General features: G+C 53.9%; 18 protein-coding genes. 6 read left to right on the top strand and 12 right to left on the bottom strand.

Going from position 1 to position 14,878, the window contains the following annotated elements:
- Nucleotides 1–51 precede the first annotated feature (51 nt).
- From FF011L_RS07535 to FF011L_RS07500, 8 genes are all read right to left on the bottom strand, one after another.
- Complete coding sequence (locus FF011L_RS07535) at nt 52–843, bottom strand: SDR family oxidoreductase (protein ID WP_145351031.1); 792 nt, start codon at nt 841–843, stop codon at nt 52–54.
- Between the two features lie 277 nt (nt 844–1,120).
- Nucleotides 1,121–1,702, bottom strand: coding sequence for a DUF1990 domain-containing protein (locus tag FF011L_RS07530; RefSeq protein ID WP_145351030.1), 582 nt, complete (start codon nt 1,700–1,702; stop codon nt 1,121–1,123).
- Nucleotides 1,703–1,704: 2 nt separating this feature from the next.
- Nucleotides 1,705–2,796, bottom strand: coding sequence for a c-type cytochrome (locus FF011L_RS07525; protein WP_145351029.1), 1,092 nt, complete (start codon nt 2,794–2,796; stop codon nt 1,705–1,707).
- A complete protein-coding gene (locus FF011L_RS07520; RefSeq protein ID WP_246109798.1) occupies nt 2,793–3,473 on the bottom strand; it encodes a cytochrome c oxidase assembly protein in 681 nt (226 codons plus the stop codon). Before FF011L_RS07520 ends, FF011L_RS07525 begins: the two co-directional genes overlap by 4 nt.
- The gene (locus FF011L_RS07515) at nt 3,473–3,901 is read right to left on the bottom strand and encodes a transmembrane prediction (RefSeq protein WP_246109797.1); all 429 of its coding nucleotides are present in this window, start codon (nt 3,899–3,901) and stop codon (nt 3,473–3,475) included. The genes FF011L_RS07520 and FF011L_RS07515 overlap by 1 nt, the downstream gene beginning before the upstream one ends.
- 5 nt (nt 3,902–3,906) lie before the next feature.
- Nucleotides 3,907–6,390 (bottom strand): cytochrome c oxidase subunit I, encoded by a 2,484-nt coding sequence (ctaD, locus tag FF011L_RS07510; RefSeq protein WP_145351027.1) that lies wholly within the window; start codon nt 6,388–6,390, stop codon nt 3,907–3,909.
- Complete coding sequence (gene coxB, locus FF011L_RS07505; protein ID WP_145351026.1) at nt 6,387–7,370, bottom strand: cytochrome c oxidase subunit II; 984 nt, start codon at nt 7,368–7,370, stop codon at nt 6,387–6,389. Before coxB ends, ctaD begins: the two co-directional genes overlap by 4 nt.
- A gap of 126 nt (nt 7,371–7,496) precedes the next feature.
- Complete coding sequence (locus FF011L_RS07500) at nt 7,497–7,709, bottom strand: hypothetical protein (protein ID WP_145351025.1); 213 nt, start codon at nt 7,707–7,709, stop codon at nt 7,497–7,499.
- Nucleotides 7,710–7,925: 216 nt separating this feature from the next.
- Between FF011L_RS07500 and FF011L_RS07495 the strand changes: the two genes are divergently transcribed.
- From FF011L_RS07495 to FF011L_RS07475, 5 genes are all read left to right on the top strand, one after another.
- A complete protein-coding gene (locus FF011L_RS07495) occupies nt 7,926–8,186 on the top strand; it encodes a hypothetical protein (RefSeq protein WP_145351024.1) in 261 nt (86 codons plus the stop codon).
- A complete protein-coding gene (locus FF011L_RS07490; RefSeq protein ID WP_145351023.1) occupies nt 8,162–9,220 on the top strand; it encodes an NAD-dependent epimerase/dehydratase family protein in 1,059 nt (352 codons plus the stop codon). Before FF011L_RS07495 ends, FF011L_RS07490 begins: the two co-directional genes overlap by 25 nt.
- Nucleotides 9,217–9,828: a vitamin K epoxide reductase family protein gene (locus tag FF011L_RS07485; RefSeq protein WP_145351022.1), complete on the top strand. Its 612-nt coding sequence runs from the start codon at nt 9,217–9,219 to the stop codon at nt 9,826–9,828. The genes FF011L_RS07490 and FF011L_RS07485 overlap by 4 nt, the downstream gene beginning before the upstream one ends.
- Nucleotides 9,828–10,166 carry an SPW repeat domain-containing protein gene (locus FF011L_RS07480; RefSeq protein WP_145351021.1) on the top strand — a complete coding sequence of 113 codons (339 nt, stop codon included), beginning with the start codon at nt 9,828–9,830 and terminating at the stop codon, nt 10,164–10,166. Before FF011L_RS07485 ends, FF011L_RS07480 begins: the two co-directional genes overlap by 1 nt.
- 67 nt (nt 10,167–10,233) lie before the next feature.
- Nucleotides 10,234–11,439, top strand: a complete 1,206-nt coding sequence (locus FF011L_RS07475) for a hypothetical protein (protein WP_145351020.1) — start codon at nt 10,234–10,236, stop codon at nt 11,437–11,439.
- Between the two features lie 397 nt (nt 11,440–11,836).
- Here the strand turns inward: FF011L_RS07475 and FF011L_RS07470 are convergent, their stop codons facing one another.
- The 4 genes from FF011L_RS07470 to FF011L_RS07455 all read right to left on the bottom strand — a co-directional run bounded on the left by FF011L_RS07470 (nt 11,837) and on the right by FF011L_RS07455 (nt 13,539).
- Nucleotides 11,837–12,019 (bottom strand): YqaE/Pmp3 family membrane protein, encoded by a 183-nt coding sequence (locus FF011L_RS07470; RefSeq protein WP_145351019.1) that lies wholly within the window; start codon nt 12,017–12,019, stop codon nt 11,837–11,839.
- Nucleotides 12,020–12,052: 33 nt separating this feature from the next.
- Nucleotides 12,053–12,520 (bottom strand): hypothetical protein, encoded by a 468-nt coding sequence (locus FF011L_RS07465; protein WP_145351018.1) that lies wholly within the window; start codon nt 12,518–12,520, stop codon nt 12,053–12,055.
- Nucleotides 12,521–12,548: 28 nt separating this feature from the next.
- Nucleotides 12,549–13,043, bottom strand: a complete 495-nt coding sequence (locus FF011L_RS07460; RefSeq protein ID WP_145351017.1) for a hypothetical protein — start codon at nt 13,041–13,043, stop codon at nt 12,549–12,551.
- Nucleotides 13,044–13,116: 73 nt separating this feature from the next.
- Nucleotides 13,117–13,539, bottom strand: coding sequence for a hypothetical protein (locus tag FF011L_RS07455; RefSeq protein ID WP_246109796.1), 423 nt, complete (start codon nt 13,537–13,539; stop codon nt 13,117–13,119).
- A 145-nt stretch (nt 13,540–13,684) separates the two neighbouring features.
- On the opposite strand from FF011L_RS07455, the gene FF011L_RS07450 reads away from it, so the two are divergent.
- Nucleotides 13,685–14,284, top strand: coding sequence for a DedA family protein (locus FF011L_RS07450; RefSeq protein WP_145351016.1), 600 nt, complete (start codon nt 13,685–13,687; stop codon nt 14,282–14,284).
- The last annotated feature ends 594 nt before the right edge of the window (nt 14,285–14,878 follow it).

The following is a 14,878-nucleotide window of genomic DNA, read 5'->3' as shown; positions in this document are numbered from 1 at the left end:
CCATCCCAGCAAACCGCTTGGGATCGACAGTTCCCCGATCCTCGTACCGCCTCATCCTTGCAAAAGTGACTGAGCCCCATCGATCCAGACTGGAGTCCCAGTGATATGCGATGCAGCGTCACTCGCAAGGAAAATGGTTAGTTTTGCAACGTCCTCGGCTTTCCCCTTTTTCCCAGCGGTCAGGGGAATCTTGCCTGCGGGAAATTCAACAGGAGTTTCGATGGTCGCTAAGTCCTGCTTCTCCGTTTTCCCGTGAATATTACTTTCGATAGCCCCCGGACAAATCACATTCACTCGAATGTTTGACGGCGCCAATTCCAGAGCCAACATTTGTCCAAGAGCGAATTGCCCCGCCTTGCTCGCGGCGTAAGCCGACGCTCCTTCATTGCTGAACATTCTTGTGCCGTTGACCGAAGACATAATGACGATACTTCCTCCCCCGGCGTTTTTCAGATGTGGGACGGCATGATGGATCGCCAAGTAGGTACCGGTCAGGTTGACCGAAATCGTCTTCGTCCACTCATCGTGTGAGAGTTCATGAATCGGTGCCCAAGTTCCGTTCGTCCCGGCATTCGCCACAACGACATCCAGCCGACCGTACTCGGCAATGATTTGGTTGACGGCCTTTTCCATCTCGTCTGGGACGCTTACATCCGCAGTCACCGCCAATGCAGTGCGGCCCTTCGCTTCAATTTGAGACACAACTGCGTTAACCGAGTCAGCATCTCTTGCAGTCACGACGACGCGAGCGCCACAATCGGCGGCCTTCACGGCAATCGCACGACCAATTCCCTCGCTACCTCCCGTGACCCAAACCACTTTACCTTCAAGCGTGATTTCCATCTATCGTTCTCCTTTTAGAAGCGGTGACCGCGACGTGACGTGTGAGCTCAGATTCAAATTTCCGTTCATCGGATTAAATTCATAGACGTTAATGTGAAGAGGAAGGTGCCGTTGCAATGCAAACAACAGATCAGTGTTGGCGCAGCGCTTCAATCAATTCGATTTGGTTCATTGATTTCCGGCCTCCGAATCAGATCCACGCTGCAGAGGAACCTCATCGTCGATTCAAGACGGTTGTCGATGCATCAAAATCGTGATCACGCTGCCTCAACTCCGCTTAGGATGAATCCTGGACATGACGGCGTAGCCTGTCCACTGACTGACGTCGAAACTGATTGAAACGGTACCGGAAGTAAGGCCAGGCAATTTCCGCGGACAGGCAATTGGGCCGAAAAAAGGCGGTGATGCGGTACGTGACGATACCGTTAGCGCTGCATCGAACCTCAAATCGTTCTTCTCCCTGTTCGGGGTGTCCGGGGAGTGTGCCGAATGAATATCCGAAGCGTTTGCTTGTTGGCGATTCTTCATGCAAGACTTCGATGATTCGGCAGGCTGCCAGCGCCCATAAACCCGAGATGCGAGCGAGGATTGCAACATTTTCGCCCTCGCGAATTGGCGTGGTCGTCGGGCAGGCTGCCGCCCATCCAACGTTGAAGTGTTTCCACGCCAACATAGCTGCTTTTGCTTCTTGAAAATCCGTCGCGCGACGTCCGACTTCTTCTTCAATGGAGTTGTGGTCGTAGTGACTTGGCAATTCACCGTCAGTCGCGCCGACATCGGGATAGTTGAAATCCAGCTTTGCTTGCTGATCCAGGAATCGAGCAATGCTGTCAGCGTTGGGCTTGGTGAACGAAAGCATGCTTATTCCTTTCGGTCGACGTTTAGCGAAGCGTAGTACGCAGAAAGTGCAAGCCGTTGCGCATCGCTTAGTTTGTCGGCGATGGAGTCCATCAACGAGGCGTTGTCACTGCCGCCACGTTTCACTTCGGCGAATAACACAAGTTGTTGTTGCAGATAACGAGCGGGCTGACCAGCTAGTCTTGGGTAATCCCTGCTGCGCATTATTTCACCTGGCCCGTGACAGTCGACGCACGAAGGGATTTTGCCGGACCGATCACCGTTAGCAGCAAGTAGACGACCTGCTTCAATCAGTTCTTCGTCAGATGAGTCTTTCATCACCGCCGGTTCGCGAATTTGCTCGGCGTAGTAGCTAGAAAGTTCACTGATTTGGTCGTCCGTTAAGCGATGTGCAATCGGCATCATCGCACCGCTGCCTCGCTCGCCAGCTTCATAGGCCAACAAGGAGTTTTTTAGGTACGCCCCGTTTTGGGAGGCTAAAACAGGAACTCGATCACTTGTTGGTCGGCTGTCCGCCATCCCATGGCACGCAGCACACAACGTTGCAACTTCATAGGCGATCGGCGTTTCGATCGCATCGGTTTTGGCAACCTCGGATTGAATCAAGTCAAGGTAGGTGTCGGCGTCGGTATCAGGCAACTCCCTTAAAAAAGCGACGACAGGCCAAATTTCTTCACCATGCGATTGTGTCGGCCATGCAGGCATCCCAGTAAACTTGATTCCGTGTTTCAGAATGTAAAACAACTCGGCATCGTCCCAGGTCTCGACCGCTTCCGCCAACTTGGGCGGATGAGGAGTCATCTGTGCGGCGACGGGCGGCGACGGGAAACCTGGTGCGCCGTGACACCAACGACAATTGTTGTCGAAGATTGCCGCACCGAGCTGGACCATTCCTGGTTCATCCAGCGGCGGAACCTCGATACCAGCACTGTGCAACCCCACCGATCGATCGCTTGCGAAATCCAATATCAACCGTGTCATCGGCCAATGCCCGCTGCTGGCCTTGATCGGCACGATTCCCGACACCAGTACCATCACGCCAAGTATCCCCAGCGAGGCAAGCAAGATTGTCAGCTCTCCTAGTCGTCGTTTCATTGAACCACCTCCTGGCGTAAGCTTCCAGCTTGTGTTGAGGGCACTTTGGACCTGGCAGCTGGCTGGAAATTTACCTCACGGACCAAGTCTCTCGTCAACCAAAGTCCGCCAGCCAGGTAGGCAATCCCACCGACCACCAGCATCACCGCGCCACCGAGATGTTGATCCACCAACGGCGTCAGTCCTGATGCCGCATGATGGTGTTGATACAACAGACGTGGCGACAGCGCAAGCAACGCCCCCAGGAAAGTCATGTGCATCGAAGTCAGCAATAGGCCAATGACTCCGGCAGCCGCTCGCGCGCGGCTGCGTGGCTGACTACCACCGAATGCGGACAGCCACACCCACATTCCAGAAGCCAGAAACATTCCCTGCTCGATGATCAGTCCGAACAGGTCATGGCGTGCCCAGTGATGTAATCCCGGAGCGTGCCACGCCCACACGATCAGTAACTCGCCCACAGAAGCAGGGATTGGCGAAAACAAGGCAGGAGCTTTGCGTACAGGATCAAAACGCAGCCCCGCCATCGCGATGGAGAGGAGCGGTGCCACTACAGCGACGATCAACATATGCAGCGTCATGTGCGCGGCAAACGAACTTTCGGCCCATCGCGGAAGTGGCCCCATCCACGCCAACGCGAGCAAAATCCAGCCAAGATTCCAAGTCGCCAATCGCATCAGTGACAAGTCTCCATAAAAACGAAGACGAGTGCTGTGTAGAGCGTTGCGATACCGCTCAGCAACGACAACAGCAACGCAGCAAATCCGAGGAAACGCTGCTCATCGAGCAGCGTGTCATCATCATGTGGCAGCGTCGCCTGTCCCACACAATGCACTCGCAAACTTCTTCTGCCTACCGACGCGATCAACGACAGTGCAATGATGGTGAAGATTGCAACGGCGATCCGGACCGGCAATGCGTCGCCATCCGCCGAACCACCCTTGGCGCAGTAAATCGCGGCGGTCAAATAGCTGGCCAGAAAATGGGCTGCCCAACAGAGTGGCGAGTACGTAAGCCACCATAGATTTGGGGTATAGCGCAAACCGTACCGCTCCGTGCGATCGGAGTGTTTGCGTTCTGCTGCAGCCGAATCTTTGATATTCATACTCCTCACGCCACCAGCGGAAACAAGGCAATCGTCAGTCCCGTGATACCTACGGTCAACATCATGAAATGCCAATACAGTGTCACGTTGACAATGTCGGCATCAAATCGGTCCGTCATCTTCCCTGCCGCCCGCCTTGCGATGCAGTACAGTTGCATCACAATCCCGACCGCAAGATGCACCACCGTCCATAAAACCAAGACGCAAACGGAGGCTTGATAAACGTGCTGCGTGGGGTCCATGTTGTGCAGCCTAGGTCCGGCGACCAGCGTACCGGCAACCACAAATGCCAAAGCAACGGACGCCAATGTACTGATGTAAAATCCGCCAGCTTGTTTCCGACGATTAAGTTTTCGCGAGAGCAGCATCAGCCCCCAGGCCGCCAAGGCAGCAGCCAGCGAAATCATCGGCCAGAAAATTCCAGGACCTTGAACACCTTTGGGTGGAAAATCTTCGTGAACGGTCCAGTAGAAAAAATAGCCAAATACCAGCGACATAAACGCGGTCATGTCGCCAAGCATCGTAATGAACATGGCCCACCAGCCGACCGCATCGGGTCCCGAAACGTAAGTCGGCAGTGTCAGCCCCAAGCCAACATCCTTCTCGGTCTTTTTGGGAATGATCGCGGTGCCGGTCCAAAGCCATCGCAGGATGGTAAAGAGTGCGAAAACCCCGCTGACACCCGCGGCGACGTACCAATGAAACGTGCTGAAGACGAACACTCCTGCGGTGAAGACTGCCGCCCAAAAACTCAGAAACGTTGGGCCGGGAACTCGTAGGCACAGGATTGGCGTCGCCTCAACCGTTGAGGTCACAAGCGTCTCTCGCAGACCTTCCTCAGCGTCCGGAAGGTAGAATTTTCCCTCGTCGACATCACGAACGAAGTTCTCTTGATCCCAGAGCGGATATCGGGACTTGATGACAGGAATGCTGCGGACGCCCCACGGTTGGTCGGGAACCTCAGCCAACCATTCGAGCGTTCCGGCATTCCACACGTTCCTGGGCGCGGCAGGTTGTTTACGCTTGGGCCGCAGGAGGTCCCACAAGAAAACCAGAAAACCGCCCGCCAATACAAAAGCTCCAATTGACGAGAGCAAATTCAAGTTATCGAATCCCATCTCTGCGGGATACGTATAGACTCGCCGCGGCATCCCGATCAATCCAGTTAGATGCATCGGAAAAAAACTAACGTTGAAGCCGATCATCATTAGCCAAAACGCAATCGTGCCAAGTCGCTCAGAAAGCAGCTTCCCTGTGATCAGGGGATAAAAGTAGTAGAAGCCTGCAACAATCGGAAAGATCGTGCCGCCAACTAAGACGTAGTGTAAATGTCCAACGATGAAATAGGTGTCATGCGCTTGGTAGTCAAACGGTGCGACCGCGACCATCACTCCCGTCAGACCGCCGATAATGAACGTCGCAAGTCCCGCCAATACGAATAGCAAACAGACTGACTTTGTCACTCGACCAACCAGCAGCGTAGCGATGAAGCAAAATATTTGCACCCCGGTTGGAATTGCTACCGCTTCGGATGCGGCAGAGAAGATCCCGATTGTGATCCCCGGTAAACCGGTTGTGAACATATGATGAACCCACAACCCAAAACTCAGGAACCCCGTGCCGACCGCCGCCAGCACAATCCAGCTGTACCCGACCATCGGTGTCCGAGCAAACGTCGGCACGATCATCGCCACCAATGCGATCGATGGCAGGAACACGATATAGACTTCAGGATGTCCGAAAATCCAAAACAGATGCTGCCACAACATTGGATCACCGCCGCGGGATGCGTCAAAGAACGGCCAATCGAGTGCCCGTTCCAACTCCATCAAGAGGTCCCCGGCAATCAACGGAGGAAAGGCGAACAGAATCATTCCCGCGACCACCAGAATGTACCAAGCATAAAGTGGAATCAGGTTCAATCGCATTCCAGGTGGGCGACATTTCAGGACGCCGACGATCAGTTCGACTGCCGCCGCAATGGACGCAATTTCGATGAACGACAATCCCAGCAACCAGATATCGGCTCCTACGTCGGTTTGATATTGAGTCGTCATTGGCGGATACATGAACCATCCGCCGCGTGGTCCGGCACCAAAGAACAACGAACCGCAAACGAAGACACCGCCGATCAAGAACGACCAGAACCCATACGCTGACAAACGAGGAAACGGAAGGTCTCTTGCTCCCATCATCTGGGGAAGCAATAGGATCGAGATCGCTTCAAGAATCGGCACGGCGAACAGGAACATCATGACGCTGCCATGCATCGTAAAAACTTGGTTGTATTGCTCCGCCGTGAGAAAATCGTTGCCGGGAACCGCAAGTTGAATTCGCATGGCTAGCGCGAGCAGACCGCCGAACAGAAAAAAGGCAAACGCGGTAATCGTGTACCAAAGTCCGACTTCGGAATTATTTACGGCAGACCAGTACCGCCACCCCTTCGGTTTACGCCACGCATTCAGTAACCGCTGGGCCTGTCCGTTCATTGCAATGATCCTAAGAATTGAACTAAAAAATCAATCTCAGTGTCGCAAAGGGCTTCGAACTCAGGCATCTCCACACCAGGCTTCACTCCATGTGTATCCTCAAGCCACAAGGCAAGATTCTCCGGCGTGTTATCCAGCACACCAGCAGCGATAGATAGCCGTGAACCAAAGTGGGTCAAATCGGGGCCGACGCTCCCGTCGGCGGATGTGCCCCGGATGGCATGACAGGCGGAACAGCCCCGCGACAGGAAAACTTGCTCGCCCTGGGCCGTCGGCGCACTTGTAGCGTCAGGCAACAAACGCTCTGGTCCGGAACCACCGGACCGGTCGCGGGGCACCGCGAGATCATTTCCTTGCTTAACGAGCCACTCTTCGAAACTTGCCTGATCGGTGACGACAACTCGGAAACGCATTTGCGAATGGGCCGTACCGCAGTACTCAGCACACACTCCACTAAAAACTCCCTCTTGCGTTGGATGGAGTTTCAAGCGAGTGGTGCGTCCTGGCATCATATCCACCTTCCCGCCAAGCGTCGGAATCCAAAACGAATGAATCACGTCCTCACTGGTCAATTGAAACTCGACTGGTTGATCGACCGGCAAGTAGATTTCATTCGCGGTTTCGATACGATCGCCAGCCGCGTCACGGTAAATGACCCGCCACCACCAGCGCACGCCCACCACCTCGATGACTGGACTTCCTGCCGGTGCGGGGCGCTGTAGATCTGGCAGCAGCGCAAGCCCGTAACTCAGCAGCAATGTCAAGACGATTACCGGCACGACAGCACCGCCGCCGATTACCAACCAGCGAGTCATCCGCAGGGGATGTTCGCGTCGCGAATAAATCGCGTAAATCACTAATCCGATCACGACGATCCAAATCACCGACGCGCCACCGGCCATCCAGTAAAACAGTTCGGAAATTTTCTCCGCACCCTTCCCCGCAGTATCAAGTGCTGACTGAGACGCCGAACCATTCATGTCGCTGTTTGATTTTCGTTCGGCGTGGTGCGTAAGCGGTCAATCGTCGCGCCAACAAGAGGGCTCGAAACATCGATTTCCGCAAGATTGAAATTTTCCGCGAGGCCGCTGCAAGCATGCCAGCGTCTATGAGTCGCCACTGACGGGCGTATCGATATCTACGTCGTCGTCAGTACCAAGATCCATGTCGACCGGTTCCTCACCGATTTCAACCTTGGGCACCTCGACCTCCAACCGAGTCGAGTCTTCAGTCAAATCAGCCGAACCATCGCAGCCGACTATCGTCGCAATCGCAATACAGAGCGAAGCAACAGCAACATGATGTAGTGTCGTCATCATCATCATCTCATTATTCAGAGGGCAAATATTCAATATCCAAAGAGCAAACCTTCGCTTCGGCGTTCTTCACCGCAACCGCCATCGCTGCATCGCAAATGCTATGCCGTGTGGCACGCTGATTGCGGCGATAACGGATTGCGGCGACACCGGAACGGACGCCGGGAGGGACGCGGTAGCGACAGCCGGGAACCAAAGGATCGAAAGACGATTAAACCGTTGAATGCCATGCACTTTTCCGAGCAATCGTTAGCGACCAATGCGATCGTCTTTGCAATCGCAGCCACCGCTATTTGGTTCGCGGGAACGAAACTAAGTCGCTACGTCGACATCTACGCGGAACGCACGGGACTGAGAAAATCCTGGTTTCGAAAGCTGGAAGCAAGCGAAACGACATGGCATAAAACTTGCGAAATCACCGGATACGTTCATTCTTTAAAACGTGGAAGGAAACGATGTCTGAAACTCGCCCCGCCGTAATTGTTACCGGCAGCTCCGGTCTGCTTGGTCGTCCTGTCTGCACTCGCTTGACCGAACTGGGGTACCGAGTTTTCGGATTCGATCGCGTCGGCTGGCCAGAGCCTCCGAAGGCCCAAGAACATGTTCGCGACATCGAATGTGATGTCACCAATTCGGTTTCCGTTCGAGCGGCAATGGAAAAGGTTCGACGGTTGACGGGAGGCAAACTGGCAAGCGTCGTGCATATGGCGGCTTATTATGATTTCTCGGGCGAGGATAGCGACCTGTACGAAAAAGTCACAATCAATGGAACCGACCGGTTACTCAATGAACTGGAAGATTTTGAATTCGATCAGTTTGTCTTCACCAGCACCATGCTGGTACATGCCCCCTGTGCAATCGGCGATCATATCCGTGAAGACGATCCACAAGAGGCTAAATGGCCCTATCCCCAAAGCAAGATCGAAACCGAGCGATTGATTCGAGACGGCCACCCCAATGTCCGTTCTGTATTTCTGCGGATCGCTGGGATCTATACGGACTTCGGCTGTCAACCAACGCTTGTCCAGCAAGTCAAACGGATTTACGAAAACGATTTTCAAGGGCACTTCTTTCCCGGCAATACCGACGCGGGACAGTCGGTCGTCCACCTTGACGATGTGGTGGACGCTATCGGCCGTACAGTCGAGCGACGTGATGCCATCGCCCCGAAGACCGCCATTCTAATTGGCGAAGCCGAGCCGATCGCCTATCAAACGTTGCAAAACCTGATCGGGAAACAGCTACACGCACACGAGTGGACGACGTTGCATGTCCCCAAACCCGTTGCCAAAGCGGGGGCGGCGGTCACCGACACGCTGTCCGGTGGCGAAGCATTTATCAAACCGTTCATGGTCGACATGGCCGATGACCACTACGCTCTCAATATCTCGCGGGCGAAAGAGTTGCTCGGCTGGGAACCAAAGCATGCCCTCGCCACGACATTGCCGAAGATCACCGAATCACTGATGGATGCCCCCGATCATTGGTACCAGATGAACGGGCTGGAAAAATGACCGACCTTAACGCACACGTCCCACCTTACAAACACAATCCATCGGCTTGGAGTCAGCGGATTCCGATTTGCCTGCTTGCATTCGTCGCGGCGGCGATTTCGACACATCTGTCAATGTATCAGTGGGGCCTAATCGAAAGTTCATGGGACCCGGTCTTCGGCGAGGGTAGCAATCACGTGCTGAAATCCGATACAGCGAAAAAGATGTACGGAATTTTGGGAATTCATGATGCGGCGCTCGGCGTGATCGCCTACCTCGGCGACGCGATCCTTGGTTTCGCCGGGTCGCCCCGGCGATGGCAATACCGACCGTGGCTGGTAATTTTGTTTGGTATCGATGTGATTCCCCTGGGCATCGTCAGCGTAATCTTGGTGTTATGCCAAGCGTTCATCGTTGGCGATTGGTGCTTTCTTTGCTTGGTCACTGCTCTTATCTCGCTGATCCTGGTCTATTGGGCTTGGGATGAGGTCCGAGCATCTTTAATGTATCTGAAGCTCGTTTGGACACAGAATCACGACAGGCGACTACTATGGCGCGCTTTTTGGGGATATCGCGACGAAGCGTTTGAGCGAGCAGCGGAAACGCTGTTGGCGAGGGAGGAGGCGTGATGTGGGGACGAGTGGTCGAAATCATGACAGCGGTTTGGCTCGCGATGAGCCCTTGGATTTTTCACGCATCTTCAGACCAGTTACTGATGGCTGCCGATCTGGGTGTCGCGTTCCTGATCGCCCTCCTTGCCGGATTATCCTACTGGCATCCCACTCGAAACGCTCATTTATTGACCTTGTTGGTCGCCGTTGGCTTAATCATTTGGGGACGATTCGCGGGAACGCCTCCGCCGTTTGAGCATCAAAATCACATCGTCGTCGGACTGTTTCTATTAATGATCGCACTGATTCCGAATGAAGCATCGACTCCGCCTATCGCTTGGCGTGAGCGAGTGTAGGAAGGTTGTCACCAAACCCGCTCCCTCCACACGCTCGTGACCGGGACAATCATGGCCACCAAACAGCATGACGAAATCCAAGCCGCTAATCGAAATCGGAATCATCATCGCCGGCTTGCTAGACGAAGTCGACGAGCGGGCAACCCATTTCGCTACGAAGACTTCAAAAGAGTATCTGCAAGAACACTTTCCTGACTTCGATTTCAACTTGTTCATTGTCCGGAGACCTGAATTGGTTGATGCAAGTGTCGTGCAGCCAAGCGTCCTGCTGCAACAAGCCGTCAAAGAACGCGATTCACGACATTGGGACTACTCCCTTGTGCTGACAGCCGCTGACCTTGCAAGTTACTACACGCCCCATTGTTTGGCTGCACTCAGTCGACCACTCGATGCGGCGGTGCTTTCTTTCTCGTTGATTGATCCGGTCGCGTTTGGCGAGACAACCGATGAAGCAACGCGGGTGCGTCGCGTGGCTCATCGGCTCAGCCGGTTGATGCTGCACTCGCTCTCGCATTTGTCGGGTCTCAACAGCAGCGATGACCTGACGAACCTGATGTCACACCCTGACGATGCCGACAGGCTCGATGCGATGGATTCACTCACTGAAAAGCAGATCGAACAGCAACGAATTTCACTCAGTGAAGTCGCCGACCAAAGGCTGGAAGAAACAAATGCGGACGGTCTTCGGATGGGTGTGCCAGCCTTTGCGATGCGAGCCGGATGGATCAACCGCCGCGAGATCATCGAAGCGATTGCCGCCGCACGCCCTTGGCAATTTCCGCGTCGACTGAGCGGGTTGACGCTCGCATCGGTATCAACCGTCGTTGTCCTACTGATGACCGCCGAAGCGTGGGATTTGGCATTAGCGCAAACCTGGTCCAGTCTTGCGTTGCTGACCGCTGCGGCTTGGTTACTAACGACAGGCTACGTAATCATTCGACAACAGTTGCTGCTGAACCACGGGCATCGGCCCAGCGAGCAAACAATCGTTACCATGGCCTCCGCAAACGGTATTGTCCTAATCGGTATGATTGTGATGTGGCTGTGCCTACTGCTAATTGGTACGACGATCAGCAGCTCTCTATTCGGGGCAACGTTAATCAAATCCTGGGCAGCTTCTTCGGAATTAAGCGCAGGCGAAGTCGGATTCGTGTTAAAGCTGCGAATGTGTATCTTAAGCAGTTCGCTGGGGCTACTGATCGGGGCACTCGGGGCCAGTTTCGAGTCACAACACTACTTCCGCCACATCATTTTTGTGGACGAGGAAGTCTAGCGATTTCGATTTCCTTGCCGGTCGACCGAGTCATTTTAGTTTCGTACTTGCCTGAGCCGCGATGTAGGCCCGGAGCAGATGAAACGGGGATTCTTTCACTTCGGTCAGTACAGTGGAAAGGAACGGCCATTAGATGTCCGCTTGCTGAACGGCAAACAACTCTCCAAGCATCGATGTCGTCCGTTCAACCGTAGCACGGAACGGCCGTGGCACGGAACGGCCGTGGCACGGATTTCAGGCACAATGGTTCTCGCGAAAATCAAATCAAGAAACCGCGATGCCACATTCCAGTACTTAACCATTGGAAAACCAACGTGTCCAACGGCGGATCGAGATTGGACGTGGTGTATCAAAAAAGGGAGGGCTGCCGGAGAACCGACCTGACTTGCCAAAAACATCAGTTCAATCTCGTTAACCCTGGCGGGCGAGAAGCCATTATATAGGCCGCATGCAATACCCCTGGCACGAACCCTAGCAACGTCAACAGGCAATTGATCCAAAAGTACTTACTGATTCCAAACTGCATCCAGACAGAAACGGGCGGTAGAATGAATACGATTAAAAGCCGGATAAAGTTCATACTGATCTCCTCATGTGTAGACTTGCGTAGCGTCTAGTCGACGATTCCTCGGTCACGGTCAAACGCTTCCATGTACCAAGTCGTAACAGCGGAATCGAGTTTTCGAACGCCGATAATCATTGATAACGCTTCAGCGGAATAGCGTTGCACTTCTTCAAGTAAATTCGCTTCATCAGGTTCCTCAGCCCTGCAGTCTTTGGCAAGTCGCTCAAATGCATTGGCAATTCTCCGGGCCTGCTGAGCCAGCCTGACGCCTTCGTGTTTCATTTCCTCAACACGAGCGGCAAGTGCAAGATCACGTTCCAGAATGACCGCAAAGAGTTCTGCATGAGCTTTTCGCAAGCGTTGCCGAAAGTCGACTGCAACATCGGTCGCCACCCGACTTACCGCGTCAAGCCAATCGATCAATTCGCCCGGAACCACCGGGATCTCCAAACGCTGCTCGTAACGTGCAAGTTTTTCGACATATACCGTGCCACGGACTTCGTGCGCTGAAACCATTTTAATTGCCTCCGCCTTTCGGAAAATTCTATCGACGTATGCTTTTAAGTGATTTTGGATTAGTCGTTTCCAGCGACGATTCCGCATGGATAAGTTCAAGCTTGTCGGCATCGTGAACGATCACCAACACGGATCCCGACTTAACGCGGGCCTCGTAGTCCGCGCTGACATCGTGGGCAACGCCCCAACTTTCCATTCCCACTAGGCTGCCTACCGCAGCCCCAATCGCAATTCCAGCCAGCGGCCCCGCGATGATGAACGGACCGATCAGCGTCCCTGCTGCGATCGGCGCGGCGACCGTCCCGCCAATCAGCATCCCCAGCGAGGCACCACGCCCTTCGACTGCGGAAGCCGTTTGACTTTGGGGGTCCGCGTGCAAATTCCTCACGTGCTTGGCGGCGGGGTCGTCAGCACTAGCGACAACGGATACCTGGTCCAAGGCAAACCCGCTCTTCCGGAGAACCTCCAGACCAAATTTTGCAGCGGCAGTATTTTCGTATTCTGCGATCACACAGTTTGACATGATTTTGCTCCAATTTCGCGCGACTCCCTCACTCGCCTAACCTGCAATCGCAAGGAGGAGGAATTACGCCATGCTAGGCTTTGCTTGTGGAACTGATATTTGCTGCTTTGGGCGGCGTCCGCTCCTGCGGAAGCTCCGATTCCCACTGGGCGAGTTTGTTCAGCTTCTGTTGCAAATTTTCAGTGATTCCGGATAACGCGCCGCCACGATGCATCGCAGGCTCGGGGCACCTTTTTTTGACTCGCGCCTCCAATTCGGCAGTAATGTTCTTACCATGCTTTCGTACATAGCCGCTCATCAGCAACGCCTTAAGCAAGGCATCGCTGCGACCAGCCAACCCAGTATCGTCACCTTTGAGAGTCTCACAACAAATCTCCGCGAGCGCGGAAAGCTGCTCTTCAATTTCTGGATTTGTGTCGTTCATCTTTCTCTCTCCATCTACAGGCTTAAAGCATACGGACCGACCGGCGCGTCCTAGGGACAAAATTGCTTCCATCCGCTTTCTAGCTAAAAGCAAGATGCAAATCATATGCCGCTTGGCATTATTGATTTCGCTTCGTCCATCAATTGCGAGGGTGGAACGCGGGTTGCAGCGTCCCCCTACTCAAGCCCGCAAAAAATTCTTTTAAAAGAAAAACATGATGGACGAATGGATCAAAAATTTTCTTGAACAGTTCGGGGCAGCCGGTGTTGGTGCATTGATGCTGGTGGAAAACGTCTTTCCTCCGATTCCATCCGAGATCGTCATGCCCTGGGCGGGCTATTCGGTCAGCCAAGGGGGTACGTCCTTCTTGGCGGTCGTCGCGTCGGGTAGTGCCGGTTCCTTTGCTGGAGCCATGTTTTGGTACTACGTCGGTCGATGGATCGGAAAAGAAAAATTGTCAGGCTGGATCGAAAAACATGGCGGTTGGCTGACGATCGCTCCACGTGACCTAGATCGTGTCGATGATTGGTTCAATAAATGGGGAGCAGTCACCGTGCTTGTCTGTCGGATGATCCCTGGGCTAAGAACGTTAATCAGTGTCCCGGCCGGATTCGCTGAAATGCAATTGGGGCGATTCAGTTTCTTCACCGCGATTGGAACCGTTCTCTGGACAACGCTATTGGCAGGAATCGGCTACTGGCTGGGCGACAACTACGCCCAGCTTTCTGGCCCGCTCAGCTGGGTAAGCACAGCGGTCATTCTAGGAATGTTCACTTGGTGGCTGTGGCGTTTGCAGAAGCAGTGGAGACACGCTTAGAGATAGTCGCCCATTATTGATTGCTTGGTTCAATTCCTTCCACAATTTCCTACAAGCCTACATTTCCGGACGGTTCACACGGCGCAGCAAGGGAGTGCCCAGCGGATTAGAAGTGACCTCGATGGACAGTACCTTGGCGACCGCAATCGTATTTACTTCCAATGAATATCAATTTGCCCGTCTGGCCGCCGCGATGACGCCGCGAAACGACGGACTTCGTCACCTCAAGTCGTGGATGCAAAGGCCCCACCAAATGCGTTCTACTTTCTTAACAGAACGACGCAAAAGGCGGAACGAAGCAAAACATCGAGCAAGCGTATTGAAGACACACAGAATTTGCTGATCGGCTTAGAGACTTGCGAGTTGTAAATGAAGAAAGTCTGGCTCCCCTCGCCCCTAAGCGAGCTCTTTGTTGCGGAAGAAATCATTGCTGGCTCGTTGCGTGATCTCTGCCTCTTTGCTTGATTTCGTGGAGCTTGCTTGGGGGAGAGGGGCTGGAGGAGAGGGGGAGATTTCCAGGCGGCGATTTTACAGCGAAGAGGCGGTTAAAGCCTCGGATTCCAAGGGATTATGCCACGCCGTTCCCAACGCTGT

Source organism: Roseimaritima multifibrata, assembly GCF_007741495.1.
GTDB classification, from domain to species: Bacteria; Planctomycetota; Planctomycetia; order Pirellulales; family Pirellulaceae; genus Roseimaritima; species Roseimaritima multifibrata.
The sequence above is the reverse complement of the archived record's forward strand: the minus strand, read 5'-3'. Positions and strand labels throughout refer to the sequence as shown.

Bases quoted from the DNA above. Each gene is read 5' to 3' on its own strand.
- FF011L_RS07530 (WP_145351030.1), bottom strand. From the start codon at position 1,702: ATGCTTTCGTTCACCAAGCCCAACGCTGACAGCATTGCTCGATTCCTG.
- FF011L_RS07490 (WP_145351023.1), top strand. From the start codon at position 8,162: ATGTCTGAAACTCGCCCCGCCGTAATTGTTACCGGCAGCTCCGGTCTG.
- FF011L_RS07480 (WP_145351021.1), top strand. From the start codon at position 9,828: ATGTGGGGACGAGTGGTCGAAATCATGACAGCGGTTTGGCTCGCGATG.
- ctaD (WP_145351027.1), bottom strand. From the start codon at position 6,390: ATGAACGGACAGGCCCAGCGGTTACTGAATGCGTGGCGTAAACCGAAG.
- FF011L_RS07535 (WP_145351031.1), bottom strand. From the start codon at position 843: ATGGAAATCACGCTTGAAGGTAAAGTGGTTTGGGTCACGGGAGGTAGC.
- FF011L_RS07465 (WP_145351018.1), bottom strand. From the start codon at position 12,520: ATGGTTTCAGCGCACGAAGTCCGTGGCACGGTATATGTCGAAAAACTT.
- FF011L_RS07475 (WP_145351020.1), top strand. From the start codon at position 10,234: ATGACGAAATCCAAGCCGCTAATCGAAATCGGAATCATCATCGCCGGC.
- FF011L_RS07485 (WP_145351022.1), top strand. From the start codon at position 9,217: ATGACCGACCTTAACGCACACGTCCCACCTTACAAACACAATCCATCG.
- FF011L_RS07515 (WP_246109797.1), bottom strand. From the start codon at position 3,901: ATGAATATCAAAGATTCGGCTGCAGCAGAACGCAAACACTCCGATCGC.
- FF011L_RS07500 (WP_145351025.1), bottom strand. From the start codon at position 7,709: ATGATGACGACACTACATCATGTTGCTGTTGCTTCGCTCTGTATTGCG.
- coxB (WP_145351026.1), bottom strand. From the start codon at position 7,370: ATGAATGGTTCGGCGTCTCAGTCAGCACTTGATACTGCGGGGAAGGGT.
- FF011L_RS07520 (WP_246109798.1), bottom strand. From the start codon at position 3,473: ATGCGATTGGCGACTTGGAATCTTGGCTGGATTTTGCTCGCGTTGGCG.
- FF011L_RS07450 (WP_145351016.1), top strand. From the start codon at position 13,685: ATGGACGAATGGATCAAAAATTTTCTTGAACAGTTCGGGGCAGCCGGT.
- FF011L_RS07455 (WP_246109796.1), bottom strand. From the start codon at position 13,539: ATGGAAGCAATTTTGTCCCTAGGACGCGCCGGTCGGTCCGTATGCTTT.
- FF011L_RS07460 (WP_145351017.1), bottom strand. From the start codon at position 13,043: ATGTCAAACTGTGTGATCGCAGAATACGAAAATACTGCCGCTGCAAAA.
- FF011L_RS07525 (WP_145351029.1), bottom strand. From the start codon at position 2,796: ATGAAACGACGACTAGGAGAGCTGACAATCTTGCTTGCCTCGCTGGGG.
- FF011L_RS07470 (WP_145351019.1), bottom strand. From the start codon at position 12,019: ATGAACTTTATCCGGCTTTTAATCGTATTCATTCTACCGCCCGTTTCT.